Source organism: Tropicibacter sp. Alg240-R139 (assembly GCF_900537075.1).
Lineage (GTDB): Bacteria > Pseudomonadota > Alphaproteobacteria > Rhodobacterales > Rhodobacteraceae > Falsiruegeria.
Window position 1 is genome coordinate 68,485 of sequence record NZ_UNRA01000002.1, and the last position, 19,687, is coordinate 88,171.

A 19,687-nucleotide genomic window follows, 5' to 3' on the forward strand; every position below is an offset into this window, starting at 1 on the left:
CAGCTGCTTTTGGTCCGAGACTAAGTTGGGGGTAATCCGTAAAGGAGGCGCTCCCGTCCGTCGTCGATGTTTCTGACGAAACATCTCCTCCCGTCGGGCCGGGCACTGCGCTTTGCGCAGTGCCCGGCCCGAAGCCGCTAGCGGTGCCGACGAAGTCGGCGTCGCTCGGGTGCGGGAGCTCCCCGAATTGACAGTCGAGGGTTTACCAAGGCCAAAGCTCGTCTTCGATCCGGTCGTAGCAGTAATTCTGGGCCATATGGGCGGGCATGTTGTCGCCGACCTTTTTGACAGTTACCGAATAGCCGGTCGAAGTGTCTGCTCCTGGCGGTGGGTTCAGAGCGAACTGAACCCCCTTGCGCCCTTGCACCGTCACCGCCGGTCCTACAGGCTGCACAAGATAGATGCGCTGTGTTGCACTGCTGCGCAGGACGCGGATCGCATAATCACCGGCGCCACACCAGAAATCCTTTGGCGCTGAACCATGGCGATTCACAACCTCGAACACCCCGCTTTTGTTGACAGGATAGACTTCGAAGCGATTGATCGCTTGAAACCCGACTGCCACGGTAGGGATGATCAGCGAGGCAGCCAACAGCATGGGTGTTTTCCAACGCATGGGTGTAACCTTTCAAAAATACTGAGTACGTGCGTCAGCAAAAGCATAACCCGAAATGAGGCTTTGGCCAGATTGCCTTCGGTATCGTGAGCGGAGTTTATTGGCTCAGGCCGACCTCCACCCGGCTTCACGCAGTGCGGCACCATAGTTGGTTGCCGTATTCATCTGCGAGTCCAGCCCCTTGTTCAGTAAGACTTTGTGCATTTTGGGCAGGTTATGGCAGGGCACGTGCATGACCATGTGATGTTCAAGGTGATAGTTGACCCAATAGGGTGCCACCAGCAAACGGGCCAGCGGTCCGGCCATTGTTGTGCGGACGTTTTGCAGGGGGTTTTCGGATTGCTCCGTCGCGCCATGTTCGGCAATGTTGCGTACACGCAGAACAAACTGGAACCAAGTCAGGTAGGGAAGCAGCCAAAAGGCCAGCCCCCACCACCAATCCCCAATCACGCTCATAATGACTATGACGCCGAGAAACACCGGCATTGATTTCCAGAACTGCGGTGCCTTGAAGCTTTGCGCGAAATCCGAGGCCGCAGATTCCATCGCCTCTTTGTCACCCGCCAACTGGAATGACCTCAGGATCTGTCCCATCAACTGCTTCACGCCAGTGCGCCCAGTCAGATCACGGCTGAACTTACGCTTGAGCGAGGCGTGAGATGTTGGGAACTTGGATGACAGTACAAGATCAGGATCTTTGTCCGTCTGGGTGAACCGGTGATGCGTTAAGTGATAATGGCGATAGGCTGCCAGTTCGGCCAGGATCGGGCGACCACAGAGCCATTCACCAACGATATCATTCAGCCTACGGTTCTTGAACAAAGCGTTGTGCGCGGCCTCGTGCATCAGGATCGCGAGCCCAAGCTGGCGCGATCCAATCACGACGACAGCAAGCAAAAACGTCAGTGGATTCGGCCAGAGACCGAACAGCACAACAACGAGTGCAATCGTTCCCCAGCAATGCAGCACCAACCAAACACCCATGGCATTCGATCGCTCGGCCAAGGGGCGAATTTCTTCTGTGCTCAGATACGCTTTTCCAGGTGTCATGGTTGGTCCTCCTCCGTCTTAGACGGTTCCAACACATGCACATTGTGTCAAATTGGGCGCGGCGTCACAACAAAAGTGACGTCACGACCGCCACTCGAAAAATCCTTTGCCTGCTTGCGCAAGCAATTTGGCCGCCATGGAACGGCCCAATTCCGCACCATCTTCGACGGCGCAGGACTGGTCGTCGCGGATCACTTCCGATCCATCGGGGCGCAGCACCTCGCCGCGCAGGCGCAGGGTGGCGCCATCCAACTCGGCGAGCCCGGCGATGGGTGTTTCACACGAACCATCGAGCGCGGCCAAAAAGGCGCGTTCGGCACTCAGGCGCTGCTCAGTCTCATGGTTATGTATGGCAGCCAGTAGGTCGGCAGCGCGTGTGTCGTCAATTCGGCGCTCAATGCTGATGGCACCTTGGGCAATGGCTGGCAACATATCCTCGGGCGGGATGGCTGTGGCTGGCACGCCGTCCATGTCCAGGCGGTTTAGGCCAGCAAGCGCAAGGAACGTGCATTCGGCCACGCCGTCGGCGAGTTTCTTGAGCCGGGTCTGCACGTTGCCACGGAACTCCACCACCTTCAGATCAGGCCGGTGGTTGAGCAGCTGTGCACGGCGGCGCAGGGACGAGGTTCCGACAACCGCGCCTGTTGCCAGTTCACCAATCGAGCTTGCACCGGAGGAAATGAATGCGTCACGCACGTCTTCGCGCGGCAGAAATGTGTCCAGGATGAGCCCGGCGGGTTGCTCGGTCGGCATGTCCTTGGTCGAATGAACGGCGATGTCGATATCGCACCGTACCATCGCCTCTTCGATTTCTTTGGTGAACAGCCCCTTGTTGCCGATCTCTTTGAGCGGCCTATCTGCGTCGATCATGGCACGGTTGTCACCGGTGGTGGTAATCACCACGATTTCGAACGCGTCATCGGGCAGATCATGCGCGGCCATCAGCCGGTTGCGGGTCTCATACGCTTGGGCCAGGGCCAGCGGAGAGCCACGGGTGCCGATCTTGAGCGGGGACGCGGGGGTTGGAAGCTGTGCTGTCATGCTCTTGCTTTAATCGCGTCACATTGCCCTGACAATGGGGGCATTGCTTGACAAATTGCCGCCGAAGGCAGAACCGATGGTGGAAATGGAACTGAGGCACATTCGGAGACGGGCATGGCTGAACAGAAGAAACTGCTGCGCGCATTGGCTGGTGAGACGCAGGAAGTACCGCCGATCTGGATGATGCGGCAGGCCGGGCGTTATCTGCCGGAATACCGCGCAACCCGTGCGCAAGCCGGCGATTTCCTGTCGTTGTGCTACAATCCCGAATTGGCCGCCGAAGTGACGCTGCAGCCGATCCGCCGCTACGGTTTTGACGGGGCCATCCTGTTTGCTGACATTCTTTTGGTGCCGCAGGCGTTGGGCGCGGATCTGTGGTTTGTCACTGGCGAGGGGCCGCGTTTGTCGACCATTACTTCGCAGGCGGATTTTGATGCGTTAAAACCGGCCACAGATATTCATGAAACGCTGAACCCGATCTACGAAACCGTTCGTATCCTGTCGCGCGAACTGCCGTCCGAGGCTACGTTGATTGGCTTTGCTGGTGCGCCGTGGACTGTTGCGACTTACATGATCGCGGGTCGCGGTACTCCGGATCAGGGGCCAGCCCATCTGCTGCGCGAAGGCAACAACGCGCTGTTCGAGGCGTTGCTGACGCGGATCACCGAGGCCACGATTGATTATCTGTCGATGCAGATCGAGGCGGGCGCTGAAGTGGTCAAAATATTTGACAGCTGGGCCGGATCGCTCAAGGGCGAGGCGTTCGAAAAATACGCTCTGGAACCCGCCCGCGTGATCACCAAGGCGCTGAAAGAGCGCCACCCGAATATTCCCATCATCGGTTTCCCGCGCGAGGCGGGTGATAAATACGTGGGATTTGCGAAAGCGACAGGTGTCGATTGTGTTGCGCTGGACAATTCCGTCTCGCCCGAATGGGCGGCGGCGAATGTGCAGGTGGATGGCTGTGTGCAGGGTAATCTGGCCTCGCGCCACATGGTTACTGGCGGGCAGGATCTGGTCGATGAAACACGCGAGATCGTGCGGGCGTTTTCAGGCGGGCCGCATATCTTCAATCTCGGTCACGGGATCACGCCAGATGCAGACCCCGAGAACGTTCAGTTGATGATCAACACCGTGCGCGAAGGCGCGCGCGCATAAGGGGGCTCTGTCCCCGTCGCCTTGCGACGCCCCCCAGAGTATTTCAAAAGTGTGAAGCGAAAGGCATCAGTCTTTGAGGCTGGCGCGAATTTCTTCGTCTTGTTCACCGCGCGCTGGGCTGGGCCGTGGTTCCCAATTATAGGACGAAAAGCGCGGCGCGCCTGCGGCTTGCAATGTGCCCTCGTGGTCTTGCCACGCTTGACGAGCTTGGTTCATTGGATGCGTCAGGGCCTCTTCGGGGCTAAGAACAGGGGCAACGCAAGCGTCCGTTCCGACAAAGATATTGGCCCAGTGGTCGCGTGGATGGCTGGCGAAAATCCCAGTCAAGCGATCCGTGAGGGTTTGCCAAAGCTTTGGGTTGTACTGCTGTTGGAATTCCGGATCGTTCGAAAGACCGAGGAGGTCAAGGAAGAGCGCATAGAACTTAGGCTCGAGGCATTGCACTGTCATGAAGCCGCCATCCGCACAGCGATAAGTGCGGCTCCAATGTGGGCCATCAAGCAGGCTATGGCCACGTGCATCCGACAGATTGCCGGTCTGTCGCAGACTCATCAGCAAATTCATCATGTGGGCCGAGCCGTCATAGATTGCGGCGTCCACCACAGTGCCTTGGCCGGTGGTTCGTGCGTTGAGGATGCCCGCGAGGAGGCCTGTCACCAGATACATTGCTCCACCACCGATATCGCCAACCATCGTGGCAGGTGTCTGCGGGGCGTCGCCGGCGGCAGAACTGTACCAAAGCGCGCCCGACAGCGAGATGTAGTTCAGGTCGTGCCCAGCCACTTTTTCCAGCGGCCCGGACTGGCCCCAACCGGTCATGCGACCGAATACAAGGCGCGGGTTCAAGTTCTGGCAAACGTCCGGGCCAATGCCCAGTTTTTCCATCACGCCGGGGCGGAAGCCTTCGATCAGGCCGTCTGCTGTGGCGATCAGGGATTTGAGCGTATCAAGGTCGTCGCCATCCTTGAGGTCCAGAGCAATTGAACGCTTGCCGCGATCCAATAGAGAGCGTTCCGGCATGCCAGGTGTCACAGCGCCGCCCTTGCGATGCACGACGATCACATCAGCGCCCAAGTCGGCCAGCAGCATGGAGGCAAAAGGGCCGGGTCCCAACCCTTCGATTTCAATGATGCGGACGCCGTTCAGCATGGTTCGTGTTCCTTCTTCCCTGGTTGGGCGCAGGGTTTCCGCGCGGCTGCACGATTGCAAGTCTCCAATGGTGCGACGTGGCGTCTGGTCAGTAGCGTCCTTTGACCTCGGTCCGGGTCACGCGCTGGGCCTTTTGCCTTTCGCGCAGGAACACGAATAGGCCCGAGCCCATGATCATCGCCATTCCCGCCCAGACCTCGAGCGAGGGGATCTCCGCCCACAAAAGCCAGCCCCAAAAAATCGCCATCGGCAAGCCGACGTATTCGAAAGGCGCAACCGTGGCAGCATCCGCCAGACGATAGGCCTGTGCCAGGCAATATCCGACGACGCCCGAATTCAAGCCTAGCCAGATGAAGTAGAACCAATCCCCTTGCTCGGGCCAAACCCAGGCGCGCAGCAGGAACACCCAGCTGGGGTTTTCCAATCCTTCGGCGTAACGCCCGTCACCGGCAATGAGATAGAAACCAATAGAAACGATAATGAACATCCCCTGGATGTATACCGCCAACGCCGAGGCTTTGGTGGTCGCACCTAGCTTGCGGGTCATCACTTGGTTAATGGCATAGGTCAGCGCCGCCAAAACAGGCAGCAAAAGCACGATCCGGTCAGCGGCAGCACTATCGCTGCCCTCCCATGGGCGCTGCATCAAGATCACACCGGCAAAACCGATGACGACAGCGGTGATCCGCATGACACCAACCTTTTCACCGAGCATCGGAATCGACAGCACCGTGATAAACAACGGCGCCGCAAAGAAAAGCGCGGTGACATCGGCCAGCGGCAAAGCGGCGAGGGCTACAAAGAAGCTCATGTTCGACGCGACAACCATGATGCAACGCACACTGTGCAACATCGGATGGCCGGTTTTGAGCAGCGAGACGCCACCCTCGAAATAGACTAACACCATCGACAGCGTGATCCCGATCGAGGAACGCAGAAACACCATCTGATGCAGCGGGTAGTCGCCCGACAACTGCTTGATTAGCATATCGTTGATCGAAATCGCGATCATACCCGCGATAATAAAGGCGATTCCCGTGCCGGGCCGGGATTGCGTGATACTTGTCATGTGGCGCTCCGATACGCCGGGGCGACTAATTGCCTTGCGTCTGTTGCCACCGCTATCACAGAATGGGCGTTTGTCTATCTCAGTTTTTGATAGCTGACCTTCGTGGGGTTGGCGGTTATGTTCGGCTGGATTAGACATTGTTGATCCAATGACCCGGCCTAAGGAGCACGATCCATGCAAATGAGCGACACGCGCCAGATCAAGGCAGAGCCCGCCGCGGTTTATGCTGCGCTTTTGGACCCCGAAGTGCTCAAGGCTTGCGTGCCAGGTGCGCAAGAACTGAACGGCAATCCGCAGGACGGATACGAAGCGACCGTGGTGCAAAAAGTCGGCCCGGTGAAGGCAACGTTCAAAGGCTCGGTGACCATGTCGGATTTGGTCGAAAACCAAAGCCTGACGATCGCGGGCGAAGGCAAAGGGGGGGCTGCTGGTTTTGCCAAGGGCGGGGCAAGCGTCACCATTACGCCGTCAGAAGGTGGAACCGAGCTGGCATATGATGTTGAGGCCAAGGTCGGCGGAAAGTTGGCCCAGTTGGGCAGCCGATTGATTGATGGGTTTGCCAAGAAAATGGCAGATCAGTTCTTTGCCAATCTGCAGGAACAGCTTGAAGGGCCCGCTGACGACGCGGAAGAGGGCGCAACCGAAGAAAAGAAATCTTGGTTGGGCAAGCTGACCGGTCGCGACTGACCCTGCGTCCGCGCGCAGGGGGCTGTGCACGGGCGCTCTGTTCCTTTGGGTATTGGGCGACTAGTGTTCCCGCCTAAACAACGGAGCAGATATGTCCAACATCCTGTCCATCACAAACCTGCGTAAGTCTTACGCAGGCGGGTTCGAGGCGCTCAAAGGGGTCTCTCTCGACATTCGAGAGGGTGAAATTCTGGCCCTGCTGGGGCCAAATGGCGCTGGGAAAACCACCCTGATTTCAACTGTTTGTGGGATAACAATGCCCACTTCGGGTTCCGTAACCGTTGGCGGTCACGACATTCAGTTAGGCTATCGCGCAGCGCGCCAGATGATCGGGCTGGTTCCGCAAGAGATCAATCTGGAGCCGTTTGAAACAGTCTGGAACACGGTGCGCTTCTCGCGCGGCCTGTTCGGCAAGCCTCGCAATGATGCGCTGATCGAAGACATCCTGCGCAAGCTGTCGCTGTGGGACAAGCGCAAAAGCGCGATCAAGGAATTGTCGGGCGGTATGAAGCGCCGTGTTCTGATTGCCAAGGCGCTGTCGCATGAACCGCGTGTGCTGTTTCTGGATGAACCCACGGCTGGCGTCGATGTCGAACTGCGCAAGGACATGTGGAAAATCGTGGCCGAGCTGAAAAAAGACGGCGTAACGATCATCCTGACCACTCATTACATCGAAGAAGCCGAGGCGATTGCCGACCGTGTGGGCGTGATCAACAGTGGTCAAATTTTGCTGGTCGAAGATAAAGACTCGCTGATGTCCCAGATGGGTAAGAAGCAGCTTGAAGTCGAGCTGACTGAGGCGATTGCCGAAATTCCGGCCTCCTTGGCCGACCATGGTCTGACCCTGATCCGGGATGGGCAGGCATTGCTATTCACCTACGATACACGGGCCGATCGAACCGGGATCACCTCTTTGCTTAACGACGTGTCGCAAGCGGGGCTAGTTCTGAACGACGTGCAAACCCGCCAAAGTAGCCTTGAAGACATCTTTGTCGATCTGGTCTCAGGAGAAAACGCATGAACTGGACCGCAATCGCATCCATCTATCGATTTGAAATGGCACGGTTCTTCCGTACCCTGGCACAGAGCTTCATTTCACCAGTGGTTTCGACCTCGCTCTACTTTGTGGTTTTTGGTGCTGCTATCGGCAGTCGCATCCAGGAGGTCGAGGGCGTGTCTTATGGTGCCTTCATTGTACCGGGGTTGATCATGTTGTCGGTGATCACTCAGTCCATTTCAAATGCGTCCTTTGGCATCTACTTTCCCAAATTCATCGGAACGGTGTTTGAACTTTTGTCGGCGCCAGTGAACTTTCTTGAAATCGTGATGGGCTATGTAGGTGCGGCGGCTACCAAGGCGCTGTTTATCGGGGTGGTGATCCTGGCAACGTCGATGTTGTTCGTGGATGTTACGATCGCTCATCCATTTGCGATGCTCGCCTTTTTGGTGTTGACGTGCCTGAGCTTTGCTTTGCTGGGATTCATCATCGGGATTTGGGCTGGGAGCTTTGAGCAGTTGCAGCTGGTGCCGTTACTGATCGTGACTCCGCTTATCTTTTTGGGCGGGTCGTTTTATTCCATCTCCATGCTGCCGCCGATCTGGCAAACCGTTACCTTGTTCAATCCGGTGGTTTATCTGATCTCGGGATTTCGCTGGTCATTCTTCGGAATTGCGGACGTGCCAATCGGGATGAGCCTGCTGGCAATTCTGGGCTTCACGATGTTGTGCCTTGGGATCATCTGGCTGATTTTCCGTACAGGTTGGCGCATCCGTAGTTAAGTCGGGTGCAAACTCCACAAACCAAGGGAATAATTGCAAGTGACGCCATCTGGCGTCGTTGCAATTTTGCCCTCGAACTGTGGGAACTTTGTTGCCGTCGCATTTCTGTCCCTGCCAGCGTCTTGTTTGTCGGCAGACGGCATTCTACATCGGCTGTCATGAAACTAAGCCTTCCGTTTGTCAAAAAGCCGCCGCTCGTGGCCGTTGTTCGCCTGTCTGGTGCCATTGGAATGGCCGGACGTGGGGCGCTGAATGACACCTCGCTTGCGCCCATGCTGGAAAAGGCATTTCGCAAGGGCAAACCCGCGGCCGTCGCACTTGAGATCAATTCACCTGGCGGTTCGCCTGTTCAGAGCTCTCTGATTGGCGCGCGCATTCGGCGGTTGTCTGACGAGTTGGAAACCCCGGTTTATGCCTTTGTCGAGGATGTCGCAGCATCGGGTGGCTACTGGCTGGCAGCAGCAGCGGACGAGATTTGGGCAGATGACAGTTCGGTCTTGGGATCCATCGGCGTGATTTCATCCGGGTTTGGCGCGCATATCTTTCTGGCGCGACAAGGTTTTGAACGCCGGGTTCACACGGCAGGGCAGTCCAAATCGATGCTCGATCCGTTCAGCCCCGAAAAGAAAGAAGACGTCGAGCGTCTAAAAGGCGTGTTGAACGACATCCACGGTAATTTCATCGACCATGTTAAATCTCGACGAGGCAACAAGCTGAGCACTGGAGCAGATTTGTTCACGGGCGAGATCTGGTTGGCACGCAAGGCAACGGACCTTGGGTTGATCGACGGGATCGCGCATCTGAAACCTAAGATGCAAGAGCGGTTCGGCGAAAAGGTGCGGTTCCGCCGGTACGGTCTGCGCAAACCGTTCTGGTCGCGCTTCGGTGCCTCGGTCGTGCAGGACGCAGTTGCGGGAATAGAGGAGCGCGCAGCTTACGCGCGGTTCGGCCTCTGACATGATAATTAAGATCGTTGCGATATTTCTGGTGTTCATGGTCGTGCTGGCCATGTTCGGCAAGTTGCACTGGTTGCCCGGCGGCAAACGCCTTGCCTCGGCCAAATGCCGCAAATGCGGTCGCTACAAGATCGGCAAGGGTCCCTGTGCCTGTGGCCGTGGAGGCGCAAAATGATGCCCTGGATTCTCTCGGGCCTGGGCCTGGTCATTCTGCTTCTGGCTGGTGACGCCCTGGTGCGTGGCGCTGTCAACCTCAGCTTGCGTCTGGGTGTGCCTGCATTGATCGTCAGCTTGACGATCGTGGCCTTTGGCACTTCGGCACCAGAGCTGCTGATCGCGATCAAAGCGGTCAAGGAAAACGCGCCGGGCATTGCGCTGGGTAACGTTGTTGGGTCGAACACGGCAAATATTCTGCTGGTGTTGGGAATTCCGGCGATAATGGCGACGTTGCATACAAGTGAGTGCAACACGCGCCGCAACTATGTCTTTATGTTGATTGCCACAGTGCTTTTCATCGGACTGGCGTTCTGCGGCACCTTCACAGTCTGGAGCGGTGCGATCCTGCTGGCGGCATTGGCGTTGGTTCTTATCAATGCCTTTCGTCAGGCGCGCGCTCACCGCAAGCAGGGCTGCATCGACGAGAATGAAGAAGAACTGGATGGCCTGGAAGACGCAGATCCGAACATGCCTTACTGGCGGATCGGGATTTATCTGGTCCTTGGTCTGATCGGCCTGCCCATGGGCGCGCATCTGCTGGTAGATAACGCCTCGATCATCGCGCGGACCTATGGTGTCAGCGAAACGGTGATTGGTCTGACGTTGGTGGCGGTCGGGACATCGTTGCCCGAATTGGCCACTACGGTCATGGCTGCTTTACGCCGCCAGGCCGACGTGGCGCTTGGCAACGTCATCGGATCGAACATGTTCAACCTACTGGCCATCGTGGGCCTTACAACGTTGTTTGTAGGGGATATCCCTGTAGACGAGGAATTCTTGGAATTCGATCTGTGGGTCATGCTGGGCGCGTCTTTGCTGTTGGTTCCATTTGTGTTCTTCAAACGCGACATCACGCGCATTTGGGGCGTGATCCTGTCGCTTCTCTATTTTACCTATGTGATCGCCGTGCTCGTGTAAGCCGGTTGTCGAAAGGGAGCTGAGATGAAACGTTGTTTGGTGACCGGGGCTGGCATTCGGCTGGGCCGCGCGATGGCGCTGTATCTGGCCGATCGTGGGTTTGATGTGGCGGTGCACTATGCCTCGTCAGAGCAACCTGCGCTTGATACTGTCGCCGAGATTCGCGCCAAAGGCCAAAACGCGGTCGCTTTGCAGGCGGATCTGTTGGACGAGGGGCAGGTTCAAGCCTTGTTGCCTCGCGCTGCCGAAGCCTTGGGTGGGACGATCACGTGCTTGGTCAACAACGCCTCGATCTTTGAGTATGACACTCTCGCCAGCGCGACCCGCGCCAAATGGGATCGCCACATGGAAAGCAACCTGCGAGCGCCCTTTGTTCTGACACAAGCGATGGCAGACCAAGGGTTGCAGGCGGACATAGATGAGAACGGCGAGCCCATTGCGACGGGCCTGATCCTAAATATGGTTGATATGCGGGTGAACAAATTGACGCCTGAATTCATGACATACACTCTGGCCAAGATGGGATTGTGGGCGCTGACGCGCACCTCGGCGCAGGCACTGACCCCCGCCATTCGCGTCAACGCCATCGGACCTGGCCCAACCATGCAGGGGCACCGTCAATCGACCGGGCACTTCGCTGCGCAGCGAACGAATACGATTTCAGGGCGAGGGGCGAATCCTGCTGATATCACGGCTGCTCTGGGCTATTTCCTAAATGCACCAGCTGTCACAGGGCAGATTCTTTGCGTAGATGGTGGGCAGCACCTGGGGTGGAAAACTCCGGATGTTCTAGGCCCAGAATGAGCCTTTGGCGTGCAAGTTTTGCACCGGTCCCAAATCTGTTACCAAAGCGTTACAAAATTGCCTTTGTTTTCATGGCCTTGCTACGGATCGCAAAAAGTTATAAGCAAAATCAACGAGTTAAGAAACTGCCCATTTTTTGTGCAAACACGCTGAAAGCCTAGTTTTCAACGAGTTTTTGCAGCTGAGAGAAAGATATCTCCATACTTATCCACAGGAATCGTGGATTTGTTTTCTCTTGAATAAGCCGTCCCGAGATTGCAGCCAGAGCCAGAGAATCATATTTCAGTTACATGACCGACGCGCACAGCCCAACCGACGAAGCCACGCCCACCGGATATGCCTGTATTCAGGGGTATCTGAAGACATTGGACAATTCCCCTGGCGTCTATCGGATGCTCGATGCCGATAGCCGCGTGCTCTACGTCGGCAAGGCACGTAACCTCAAGGCGCGGGTATCCAACTATTCCCGCCCAGGCCATTCGGGCCGGATCGAGCGCATGATCGCAGCGACCGCATCAATGATGTTTCTGACCACACGTACAGAAACCGAGGCGCTGCTGTTGGAACAGAATCTGATCAAGCAGCTCAAGCCCAAGTACAACGTGCTGCTGCGCGATGACAAAAGCTTTCCCAATATTCTGGTGGCCAAAGATCACGCCTTTCCCCAGATCAAAAAACACCGCGGTGCCAAAAAGCAAAAGGGCGCCTATTTCGGCCCCTTTGCCAGTGCGGGGGCTGTGAATCGCACACTCAATCAGCTGCAAAAGGCGTTCCTGCTGCGCAATTGCTCGGATTCCATGTTCGAAAGCCGCACGCGGCCCTGTCTGCTTTTTCAGATCAAACGCTGTTCGGGATCTTGTGTCGGGCTTATTTCGGAAGAGGCGTATGCTGAAAGCGTCAAGGACGCCGAACGGTTCTTGTCGGGCCGTTCGACCAAAGTACAAGAGGAGCTGGCCGAGCAGATGACGGCAGCGTCCGAGGCGATGGAGTTCGAACGTGCCGCCGGGCTGCGTGACCGCATTCGGGCTCTGACCCAGGTACAGTCGAACCAGGGCATAAACCCGCGCGGCGTGACCGAGGCAGATGTGATCGGTCTGTACATGGACAGCGGGCAGGCTTGTGTTCAGGTGTTTTTCATTCGGGCCAATCAGAATTGGGGTAACCGCGATTTCTATCCTCGTGTTGGTCCGGATGTGTCGCCGGCCGAGGCAATGGAAGCGTTCCTTGGCCAGTTCTATGACAACAAGGAACCGCCCCGGCAGTTGATTCTATCCGATGCCATTGAAAACGCTGATCTGATGCAAGAAGCGTTGTCTGAGAAGGCGGGTCGTAAAGTTGATATTCTGGTACCACAGCGGGGCGAAAAACAGGAGCTGGTGGCTGGCGCTCTGCGAAACGCACGCGAGTCGCTGGCCCGGCGCATGTCAGAAAGCGCGACGCAGGCCAAATTGCTGCGTGGATTGGCCGAGGCGCTTGATCTGGAAGGACCGCCAGGCCGGATTGAGGTCTACGACAACTCGCACATCCAGGGCACCAACGCGGTAGGGGGTATGATCGTGGCTGGCCCCGAGGGGTGGATGAAGAACTCTTATCGCAAATTCAACATCAAAGGCGATGATCTGACTCCTGGTGATGACTTCGGTATGATGAAAGAAGTGCTGCATCGTCGTTTCACCCGTTTGTTGAAAGAAGACCCGGATCGAGACAAGGGGCTGTGGCCAGATCTGTTGTTGATCGACGGCGGCGCAGGGCAGGTGAGTGCAGTGCATGAGATCATGGTGCAGCACGGAGTCGAGGACATCCCTATGGTCGGTGTCGCTAAGGGTGTTGATCGAGATCACGGTAAAGAAGAATTCCACCGCGTGGGCCAGCGCCCTTTCGCGCTGCAACGCAACGATCCGGTGCTCTATTTCATCCAACGCCTACGGGACGAGGCGCACCGGTTCGCCATCGGCACACACCGCGCCAAACGTGCGAAAGCTATCGGCGCCACGCCACTGGATGAAGTGCCAGGTGTTGGTGCAACGCGCAAACGCGCTTTGCTGACCCATTTCGGGAGCGCCAAAGCTGTGAGCCGCGCAAACCTGTCTGACCTAAAAGCCGTTGACGGTGTTTCGGACGCATTGGCCGAAACGATTTACGACTTTTTTCACGACAAGGGCTAGTCACCTGCGCGGCCTTGCGTCCTGCGGACGGCGGGGGCCAGGCTCATGCGGGCTTTGCCCGCATGAGCCTGGCCCAACGGGAGGAGACGTCCCGCCAGGGATGCCGACGACGGGCGGGAGCGCTTTGAGGTCGTTTCAGTTCTAGGATTGATGGGGACGGCCCCGCCAAAGAATGTAGAGCCCTGACAGGACAATCAAAGCGCTGCCCAACCAAACGGATTGATCCGGGCGTTCGTTGAACAGAGCCATGCCCATCCCGATGCCAAACAGCAGCCGCGTGTAGCGAAACGGGGTGACAGCCGACACTTCGCCAGTGCGCATCGCTTTCATCAAGGCGGCATAAGCGATGACCCCCATGGCAACGGCCCTGGCCAAGTAAGTTACCGAGCCTGCAGATATCCCGACTGCAGGTGCTGCCTCCCAGAATTGATACCCCAGGCCCGCGACAACAATCGACAGAAAGCCATAGAACCCCAAAGTCTGAGTGCTCAGAGTTGCAGGCGCGGCGCGGCTTGCAAGGTCCCGCCCCGCAAATCCCAACATGCCTGCTACGGCCAACAGGGACAGGATCGAAAAGCTCTCTCCTGTGGGTTGGATGATGATCACGACACCCATCATGCCCAGCAAGATCGCCGACCATCGACGCCACCCCACGGTTTCCCCAAAGAACAGTGCGGCGCCTGCGACGACGACCAAAGGTGTCGCCTGAAGGATCACAGTGGCCGACGACAAAGGCGTCATTGCAAGGGCCAGAACGTAGAACAATCGCCCAAGAACCTCAAAAAGAGCACGTACTTTCATTGGTCGGGACAGAACATCTGCATGCAGCAGGGGTGTTCCAGTCACCAGGGCCCAAAGGGCAAAGAGCATGGCACCGCCAGTCCCAAAAAACACCAGAACTTGCCAAACGGGCATGGCGATAGCGACGCTCTTGATCAAGGCGTCTTCCAATGCGAAGCCAAGCATTGCCAGAACCATCCAAAAGCTGCCGATCAGGTTGGACTTAGGATCTGTGCGAATGTGGGATATCATCGGTTGTCCTGTGTAGGGCGGTCTAGCGCCGCTAACATGTCTGCCGCCGACATCAAAGTGTCCCGAACTGAGATACGCCGCCGCAGCTGGCAGATTTTTTGCTGCCTGTCTTTCATGTTCTTAACCCGCGATGTAGTGTCCGCTCATGACGTGGAACTTGCCCAATATCCTGACCGTGCTTCGTCTGGTTGCCGCCCCCGGCGTGGCGGTGATGTTTTTGTATTTCACCCGCCCTTATGCCGATTGGTTTGCGTTGACGTTGTTTGTTGTGGCCGCCGTTACCGATTGGTTCGACGGGTATTTGGCTCGTGCGTGGAAGCAGGAAACCAAACTCGGCGCGATGCTGGATCCGATCGCTGACAAGGCGATGGTAGTGATCGCGTTGATGGTCATAGTTGGCTATTCCTCAATGTCGCCATGGCTGGTGCTGCCGGCAACGCTGATCCTGTTTCGCGAAGTCTTTGTTTCGGGTCTGCGCGAATACCTGGGCGATACCGCGGGGACGCTGAAAGTCACCAACCTAGCGAAGTGGAAGACCACGGCCCAGATGGCGGCGATCGCGATTCTGTTTGGTCAGGGCGTGTTTGAACACTATCTCGGTATGAGCGCTTGGGGAATGAACCCTCAGATGATCGACGACATCCTGTCAGGGCGCGAAGACGATTTGCTGGGGTTGCGGTGGAAATTGTACGGGATGGAGCTGTGCTGGTGGGGCGGCCTGACATTGTTGTGGGTTGCCGCTGGCCTCACCGCAATCACTGGGTTGGACTATTTCCGTAAGGCCCTGCCACACGTAAGAGAAGGGTAATCCATGGATATTCTTTATTTCGCCTGGGTGCGCGAACGCATTGGCTTGCCCAAGGAAAAGATCGAAACAAAGGCGGAAACGGTATCTCAGCTGGTGCACGAGCTGCGCGCGCGTGAGGAACGTTATGAGGTCGCCTTTTCCGATCTGAGCGCCCTGCGTGTGGCTTTGGATCAGGAACTGTCCGATTTCGATGCCCCGCTGACTGGTGTGCGCGAAGTCGCGTTTTTCCCGCCGATGACCGGGGGCTGAACCGGTGAAGATTTCGGTTCAGAAAGAGCCTTTCGATCTTGGCGCCGAAGCCAACGCTTTTGCCGATGGTGACATGTCAAACGGGGCCATCGTGACGTTCACTGGCGTTGTGCGTGATCTGGCGCATGGGGATCTCGACGTGATGGAGATCGAGCACTATCCGGGCATGACTGAAAAGGCGCTGAACAAGATCGCGAGCGAGGCGCAAGAGCGCTGGTCGCTGGGTGATGTTCTGGTGATTCATCGCCACGGACGACTGGCACCTGGGGATCAGATTATGATGGTGGCCACGGCATCGCCGCACCGCAAGGATGCGTTTGAGGCGGCGGAATTCCTGATGGATTACCTCAAGTCCCGTGCACCGTTCTGGAAAAAGGAATTCACCGGCAAAAGCGCGGATTGGGTTGCGGCCAAGGACGAGGATGAGGTGGCGCTGAACCGCTGGTGATGACTGATGGTCTGGATAACTTGATCGGTGTCTTGTCGACCACTTCCTGGCGTTGACCTCACGAGAATCCTTTGAGGGCCATATCAGAACGAGTCGGGCTTTGTCACGATAGCTACCAGGCTTGGATCGAGCGCCGAGCGCAGCGAGGCCCGGCCCAACGGGAGGAGGTGTTTCGTCAGAAACACCGACGACGGGCGGGAGAGCTACGAAATTCAAAAATAGTCCGGCAGTTGAATGTATCGGCCTGGTCTAGAAAAACCACTTTAGCCGACGTGGGCGCGCAATTCCTCGGCCTCTTGCCGGGCCGCGCGCAGGCCGTCCATGGCAGCGCTTAGTTCTGCTTCGGTCTGGGTCAGCTGATTGGTCAGCTCGGCCTCGCGCTGTTGCAGATAGGTGATCGCCTGATCACGGGTCTCTTCCGCCTCGTGCAGTTCTTGGCTCATCCGGTCCAGATCGGCCACGTCGCTTTGTCTGACGCGGGTGAACCTGTGCACCAGCCAATTGGCGAACCATCCCATGGCAAAAGCCACAAAGAGGATGATCGCGGTGGTGATGATGAATTCGGTGCGGTTCATGTCACTGGTCCTCTTCGGTGGATTGGGACGTGTCTTCTTCCTGATCACTATCGCGCTCGTCGAATACCTCTGACGGAGCTTCTTCGGCGATTGCGTCCAGGGTAGATGCCCCCTCTTCGGACGTTTCAGGTCGGATCAACCGGAATTCGATGCGACGGTTGGCTTCTCGACCATCCTCGGTCTTGTTGTCGGCGATGGGCTGGCTCTCACCATACCCTATGGCCACGTAGCTGGATGTCAAAATGCGACGCGAGCGCAGCTCGTTCAAAACCGATTGGGCGCGGGCCTGGCTCAACTGCTGGTTCATCTCTTCGCGGCCTTGGCTGTCGGTGTGCCCCTGAATCTCTAGGCGAATCTGGCCACATGCGTCCAGAATATCCGCAATTCGATTCATGGTATCCAAAGACGAAGCTGCGATAGTTGCCGAGCCAGGCTCGAATGCGATCTTGCCTGCTTCCTGAATTAGGGCAATCTCGGCCTCACAGACCTCGGGATCGGGCGCCTTGTCTTCGGGTTCAGGTGGCGCGCGATAGGTGACCGACAAGTCATATGTCTGCGCCTGCCCCAGTTTGTCGGACAGCACGCCGGCAATACGGGCACTGGCATCTTCCTGTTGGCTGACGCCGCTGAGCATGACGTTGTCCGGGGTGACGGTCAGCGCGCCGTTGGTCAGCATTGATAGCGCCTCAAGCCCGGCCAACACGCGTACGGGCCACGTCGCTGGCAGATCGGGCACAACGCGCGCAGCGGTATAGACCGCATCTGTGCCAAAGGCGGCTTTGGCGTAGCTGTCGACCATGTGGCGCAGGTTGTCGTCATTTAGACGGCCGCGCAGCTGTACCAGTCCTTCGGGGCTCAGTGTTGCGGTGAACTCGGGAGGGCCGGCGGTGTCGGCAAGTTCGGGGGCCGGCAGCACAGCATGCAGGGCAAAAACTTCGGGTAGCTCCGCCTCAAGCTCTCCTACAACACGGTCAAACCGGCCCTGGTCGGTGCCCTGGGCGGCCACAAGCGTGATATCGGCATCCGCGATCGTCACAGTGCCCTGACCCAATTCGGCCAATGCGCCGATGCTCAATTCCGAGGCCCGCGCCCATTTCGGCGAGGGAACGCCCATGCCGATGGTGCAGATGGGCGAGCCTTCTATGCCGGCAGTACGGGCGGCCGCCAGAATGCGGGATTGGGCGATGCGATCTTGAGCTGAGCAGGCATCAAAGCGGGCACCCGCTTCGTCAATCAAGAACCGCATCGTAAAGGGCGTGATCACGGGGCGAGGTGCGGCAATGTCGATCCCGATCCGCAGGCCCGGAGGGGCAGCACGGTTGAGGGCATCTTCAAGCTGCTGTTTTGCCTCAGCGCTGTCGGAAATCGCGGTGATTGTCACCTGACCGGCGGCCACGGACACCTTGGACCGGGGCAACATAGACAGAGCCTTGAGCGAAAAGCCCATGGCATCAATCCAGCCGCCGGGTACGTCGTAATCCGCTGTTTCCAGCAGATCGGTGACGTTGTCCTCTCCGGCCAGTGAATTCAGCTCGGCGACAATTTCATCCCGGTCCGATTGCGTCGGGATCAGGCCAATGATCGAGATGCCGCTGGTGTTGCGCAATATCTCGGCAGAAAAACGGGGCGGGGCCAGGTCGGCCGATGGCGCAATCTGCATCTCGTCAATGACGCGCGAGGGATCGACCTCGTCGCCAACGACGGTCAGCGCGTTGAACCGGGTTGCCTCGTCCTTGGCTGTACCAGTCACGATGATCCGAAGGCCATTGGCCTGCACTTCGGCCCAGTCGTGGCTGTTGCGATCCAGAGCGCGGCGCACCACGATCTCCGAATTCTCTTCAACAGTTGTTACGGCAAAACTTGCAGCAACAAGGCATAGGCCCGCAGCCAGGGCAAAGGTCAGAGCGACCACAATCGAAAGGGGAAGGCGCATGTCTTTGGGTCGTTTTCCGTCCGGTCTTTGGCGGATGTCTTACAATCCCCAGGCGTTATGTGCAATCACACGAGTATGGCTGCGCAAAAGAAGATGAGCGGAATAAAGCCGGTATCGCGATTTACGCGGAAGAGTTGCAGCAATTTCGCGTTGTCTTCGATGTCCAGTCCGCGCAATTGCCAGGCCATGTGCCACCCCATGGCCCAGGGTCCTGCAAGGGCTAGAAGCATCGCAAGCAAGGGGGCATCGGGCAACCCTGCCTCGATCACGGCAAGCCCCATAAGGCCGACGGTGGCGACGAGGAAATACTTCATCCAGCGGGCGGTGTCCGTGCCAAACAGGCGGGCGGTGGATTTCACCCCGATCAGGGCATCGTCTTCGGTATCCTGATGGGCATAGATGGTGTCATAAAACAGCGTCCAGGCGATGCCCGCCACGTAAAGTAATATCGCGGGCACACCCAAGGAACCGGAATGTGCCGTCCAGGCCAGCAGCGCACCCCAGTTAAAAGCCAGCCCTAAAAACACCTGCGGCCACCAGGTGAACCGCTTGGCGTAGGGGTAAATCGCTACCGGCAGCAACGACAGCACGCCAAGCGCGATGGCGGCCCGATTGAAGGTCAGCAGGATCGCCAGCCCCAGCAGCGCCTGAAGGACCATCCAGAACAGCGCTTGCTTTACGCTTACCTGGCCCGAAGGGATGGGGCGCGAGCGTGTGCGTTCGACCTTTCCGTCAATATCGCGGTCGGTGATGTCGTTCCAGGTACAGCCAGCACCGCGCATCAGGAACGCACCCAGGCCACAGCCGACAGCAATCCACAAATCAAGCAGACGCGGTGTTTGATCGTCAAAGATCGCCAGAGCCAAACCCCACCAACAAGGGATCAAGAGCAGCCATGTCCCAATGGGTCGATCCGCGCGACTCAGCCGTAAATATGGGCGGGTCCAGGCCGGGGCATATAGGTCGACCCAGTTGTCTTGTGGCGCGTCGGCGACCTGACCATCTGGTGTTGGGGCATTGCCTTGCATATGTAG

21 protein-coding genes are annotated in these 19,687 nt (G+C 57.6%); 12 read left to right on the forward strand and 9 right to left on the reverse strand.

The genetic code is table 11. The annotated features are described in order from the left end of the window. Positions 1-202: 202 nt before the first annotated feature. The 3 genes from G6R15_RS07950 to hemC all read right to left on the reverse strand — a co-directional run bounded on the left by G6R15_RS07950 (position 203) and on the right by hemC (position 2,707). Positions 203-616, reverse strand: coding sequence for a hypothetical protein (locus G6R15_RS07950; RefSeq protein ID WP_164659339.1), 414 nt, complete (start codon positions 614-616; stop codon positions 203-205). Positions 617-721: 105 nt separating this feature from the next. Then, the gene (locus G6R15_RS07955) at positions 722-1,666 is read right to left on the reverse strand and encodes a fatty acid desaturase family protein (RefSeq protein WP_164659340.1); all 945 of its coding nucleotides are present in this window, start codon (positions 1,664-1,666) and stop codon (positions 722-724) included. A gap of 81 nt (positions 1,667-1,747) precedes the next feature. Further along, a complete protein-coding gene (gene hemC / locus G6R15_RS07960; RefSeq protein ID WP_164659341.1) occupies positions 1,748-2,707 on the reverse strand; it encodes a hydroxymethylbilane synthase in 960 nt (319 codons plus the stop codon). Between the two features lie 114 nt (positions 2,708-2,821). Between hemC and hemE the strand changes: the two genes are divergently transcribed. Further along, the gene (gene hemE, locus G6R15_RS07965) at positions 2,822-3,865 is read left to right on the forward strand and encodes a uroporphyrinogen decarboxylase (RefSeq protein WP_164659342.1); all 1,044 of its coding nucleotides are present in this window, start codon (positions 2,822-2,824) and stop codon (positions 3,863-3,865) included. Between the two features lie 66 nt (positions 3,866-3,931). Here the strand turns inward: hemE and G6R15_RS07970 are convergent, their stop codons facing one another. Further along, positions 3,932-5,014, reverse strand: coding sequence for a CaiB/BaiF CoA-transferase family protein (locus tag G6R15_RS07970; RefSeq protein ID WP_164659343.1), 1,083 nt, complete (start codon positions 5,012-5,014; stop codon positions 3,932-3,934). 88 nt (positions 5,015-5,102) lie between these two features. Next, on the reverse strand, positions 5,103-6,083 hold the full coding sequence (locus tag G6R15_RS07975; RefSeq protein WP_164659344.1) for a DMT family transporter: 981 nt from the start codon (positions 6,081-6,083) through the stop codon (positions 5,103-5,105). Between the two features lie 174 nt (positions 6,084-6,257). On the opposite strand from G6R15_RS07975, the gene G6R15_RS07980 reads away from it, so the two are divergent. The 8 genes from G6R15_RS07980 (at position 6,258) to uvrC (ending at position 13,608) form a co-directional block, all read left to right on the forward strand. Next, complete coding sequence (locus G6R15_RS07980) at positions 6,258-6,770, forward strand: CoxG family protein (RefSeq protein ID WP_164659345.1); 513 nt, start codon at positions 6,258-6,260, stop codon at positions 6,768-6,770. Positions 6,771-6,861: 91 nt separating this feature from the next. After that, positions 6,862-7,791, forward strand: coding sequence for an ABC transporter ATP-binding protein (locus G6R15_RS07985; protein ID WP_164659346.1), 930 nt, complete (start codon positions 6,862-6,864; stop codon positions 7,789-7,791). Beyond that, the gene (locus G6R15_RS07990) at positions 7,788-8,549 is read left to right on the forward strand and encodes an ABC transporter permease (RefSeq protein ID WP_164659347.1); all 762 of its coding nucleotides are present in this window, start codon (positions 7,788-7,790) and stop codon (positions 8,547-8,549) included. Before G6R15_RS07985 ends, G6R15_RS07990 begins: the two co-directional genes overlap by 4 nt. Before the next feature lie 158 nt (positions 8,550-8,707). Beyond that, complete coding sequence (locus G6R15_RS07995) at positions 8,708-9,505, forward strand: S49 family peptidase (protein WP_164659348.1); 798 nt, start codon at positions 8,708-8,710, stop codon at positions 9,503-9,505. Position 9,506: 1 nt separating this feature from the next. Beyond that, positions 9,507-9,680, forward strand: a complete 174-nt coding sequence (locus tag G6R15_RS22720; protein WP_205520495.1) for a hypothetical protein — start codon at positions 9,507-9,509, stop codon at positions 9,678-9,680. After that, the gene (locus G6R15_RS08000) at positions 9,677-10,639 is read left to right on the forward strand and encodes a calcium/sodium antiporter (RefSeq protein WP_164659349.1); all 963 of its coding nucleotides are present in this window, start codon (positions 9,677-9,679) and stop codon (positions 10,637-10,639) included. Before G6R15_RS22720 ends, G6R15_RS08000 begins: the two co-directional genes overlap by 4 nt. A gap of 24 nt (positions 10,640-10,663) precedes the next feature. Further along, positions 10,664-11,443: an SDR family oxidoreductase gene (locus tag G6R15_RS08005; RefSeq protein WP_164659350.1), complete on the forward strand. Its 780-nt coding sequence runs from the start codon at positions 10,664-10,666 to the stop codon at positions 11,441-11,443. Between the two features lie 290 nt (positions 11,444-11,733). After that, positions 11,734-13,608 carry an excinuclease ABC subunit UvrC gene (gene uvrC / locus G6R15_RS08010; protein WP_164659351.1) on the forward strand — a complete coding sequence of 625 codons (1,875 nt, stop codon included), beginning with the start codon at positions 11,734-11,736 and terminating at the stop codon, positions 13,606-13,608. A gap of 141 nt (positions 13,609-13,749) precedes the next feature. Here uvrC and G6R15_RS08015 read toward each other — a convergent pair whose 3' ends face one another. Beyond that, positions 13,750-14,640: a DMT family transporter gene (locus G6R15_RS08015; protein WP_164659352.1), complete on the reverse strand. Its 891-nt coding sequence runs from the start codon at positions 14,638-14,640 to the stop codon at positions 13,750-13,752. 145 nt (positions 14,641-14,785) lie between these two features. Between G6R15_RS08015 and pgsA the strand changes: the two genes are divergently transcribed. The 3 genes from pgsA to G6R15_RS08030 are packed head-to-tail and all read left to right on the forward strand — an operon-like array spanning position 14,786 to position 16,145. Beyond that, a complete protein-coding gene (gene pgsA, locus G6R15_RS08020) occupies positions 14,786-15,448 on the forward strand; it encodes a CDP-diacylglycerol--glycerol-3-phosphate 3-phosphatidyltransferase (RefSeq protein WP_164659353.1) in 663 nt (220 codons plus the stop codon). A gap of 3 nt (positions 15,449-15,451) precedes the next feature. Next, positions 15,452-15,697: a molybdopterin converting factor subunit 1 gene (moaD, locus tag G6R15_RS08025; protein ID WP_164659354.1), complete on the forward strand. Its 246-nt coding sequence runs from the start codon at positions 15,452-15,454 to the stop codon at positions 15,695-15,697. A gap of 4 nt (positions 15,698-15,701) precedes the next feature. After that, positions 15,702-16,145: a molybdenum cofactor biosynthesis protein MoaE gene (locus tag G6R15_RS08030; RefSeq protein WP_164659355.1), complete on the forward strand. Its 444-nt coding sequence runs from the start codon at positions 15,702-15,704 to the stop codon at positions 16,143-16,145. A gap of 263 nt (positions 16,146-16,408) precedes the next feature. Here G6R15_RS08030 and G6R15_RS08035 read toward each other — a convergent pair whose 3' ends face one another. The 3 genes from G6R15_RS08035 to ubiA form a co-directional block, all read right to left on the reverse strand. Then, complete coding sequence (locus tag G6R15_RS08035) at positions 16,409-16,720, reverse strand: hypothetical protein (RefSeq protein ID WP_164659356.1); 312 nt, start codon at positions 16,718-16,720, stop codon at positions 16,409-16,411. A 1-nt stretch (position 16,721) separates the two neighbouring features. Continuing rightward, positions 16,722-18,653 carry an OmpA family protein gene (locus G6R15_RS08040; protein WP_164659357.1) on the reverse strand — a complete coding sequence of 644 codons (1,932 nt, stop codon included), beginning with the start codon at positions 18,651-18,653 and terminating at the stop codon, positions 16,722-16,724. Between the two features lie 65 nt (positions 18,654-18,718). Continuing rightward, on the reverse strand, positions 18,719-19,681 hold the full coding sequence (gene ubiA / locus G6R15_RS08045) for a 4-hydroxybenzoate octaprenyltransferase (protein ID WP_164659358.1): 963 nt from the start codon (positions 19,679-19,681) through the stop codon (positions 18,719-18,721). Between the last annotated feature and the right edge of the window lie 6 nt (positions 19,682-19,687).

Coding starts and splice junctions, on each gene's coding strand:
- hemC (WP_164659341.1), bottom strand. CDS start 2,707: ATGACAGCACAGCTTCCAACCCCCGCGTCCCCGCTCAAGATCGGCACC.
- moaD (WP_164659354.1), top strand. CDS start 15,452: ATGGATATTCTTTATTTCGCCTGGGTGCGCGAACGCATTGGCTTGCCC.
- hemE (WP_164659342.1), top strand. CDS start 2,822: ATGGCTGAACAGAAGAAACTGCTGCGCGCATTGGCTGGTGAGACGCAG.
- G6R15_RS07950 (WP_164659339.1), bottom strand. CDS start 616: ATGCGTTGGAAAACACCCATGCTGTTGGCTGCCTCGCTGATCATCCCT.
- pgsA (WP_164659353.1), top strand. CDS start 14,786: ATGACGTGGAACTTGCCCAATATCCTGACCGTGCTTCGTCTGGTTGCC.
- uvrC (WP_164659351.1), top strand. CDS start 11,734: ATGACCGACGCGCACAGCCCAACCGACGAAGCCACGCCCACCGGATAT.
- G6R15_RS07970 (WP_164659343.1), bottom strand. CDS start 5,014: ATGCTGAACGGCGTCCGCATCATTGAAATCGAAGGGTTGGGACCCGGC.
- G6R15_RS22720 (WP_205520495.1), top strand. CDS start 9,507: ATGATAATTAAGATCGTTGCGATATTTCTGGTGTTCATGGTCGTGCTG.
- G6R15_RS07980 (WP_164659345.1), top strand. CDS start 6,258: ATGCAAATGAGCGACACGCGCCAGATCAAGGCAGAGCCCGCCGCGGTT.
- G6R15_RS08000 (WP_164659349.1), top strand. CDS start 9,677: ATGATGCCCTGGATTCTCTCGGGCCTGGGCCTGGTCATTCTGCTTCTG.
- G6R15_RS07990 (WP_164659347.1), top strand. CDS start 7,788: ATGAACTGGACCGCAATCGCATCCATCTATCGATTTGAAATGGCACGG.
- G6R15_RS08005 (WP_164659350.1), top strand. CDS start 10,664: ATGAAACGTTGTTTGGTGACCGGGGCTGGCATTCGGCTGGGCCGCGCG.
- G6R15_RS07985 (WP_164659346.1), top strand. CDS start 6,862: ATGTCCAACATCCTGTCCATCACAAACCTGCGTAAGTCTTACGCAGGC.
- ubiA (WP_164659358.1), bottom strand. CDS start 19,681: ATGCAAGGCAATGCCCCAACACCAGATGGTCAGGTCGCCGACGCGCCA.
- G6R15_RS08040 (WP_164659357.1), bottom strand. CDS start 18,653: ATGCGCCTTCCCCTTTCGATTGTGGTCGCTCTGACCTTTGCCCTGGCT.
- G6R15_RS07955 (WP_164659340.1), bottom strand. CDS start 1,666: ATGACACCTGGAAAAGCGTATCTGAGCACAGAAGAAATTCGCCCCTTG.
- G6R15_RS07975 (WP_164659344.1), bottom strand. CDS start 6,083: ATGACAAGTATCACGCAATCCCGGCCCGGCACGGGAATCGCCTTTATT.
- G6R15_RS08035 (WP_164659356.1), bottom strand. CDS start 16,720: ATGAACCGCACCGAATTCATCATCACCACCGCGATCATCCTCTTTGTG.
- G6R15_RS08015 (WP_164659352.1), bottom strand. CDS start 14,640: ATGATATCCCACATTCGCACAGATCCTAAGTCCAACCTGATCGGCAGC.
- G6R15_RS07995 (WP_164659348.1), top strand. CDS start 8,708: ATGAAACTAAGCCTTCCGTTTGTCAAAAAGCCGCCGCTCGTGGCCGTT.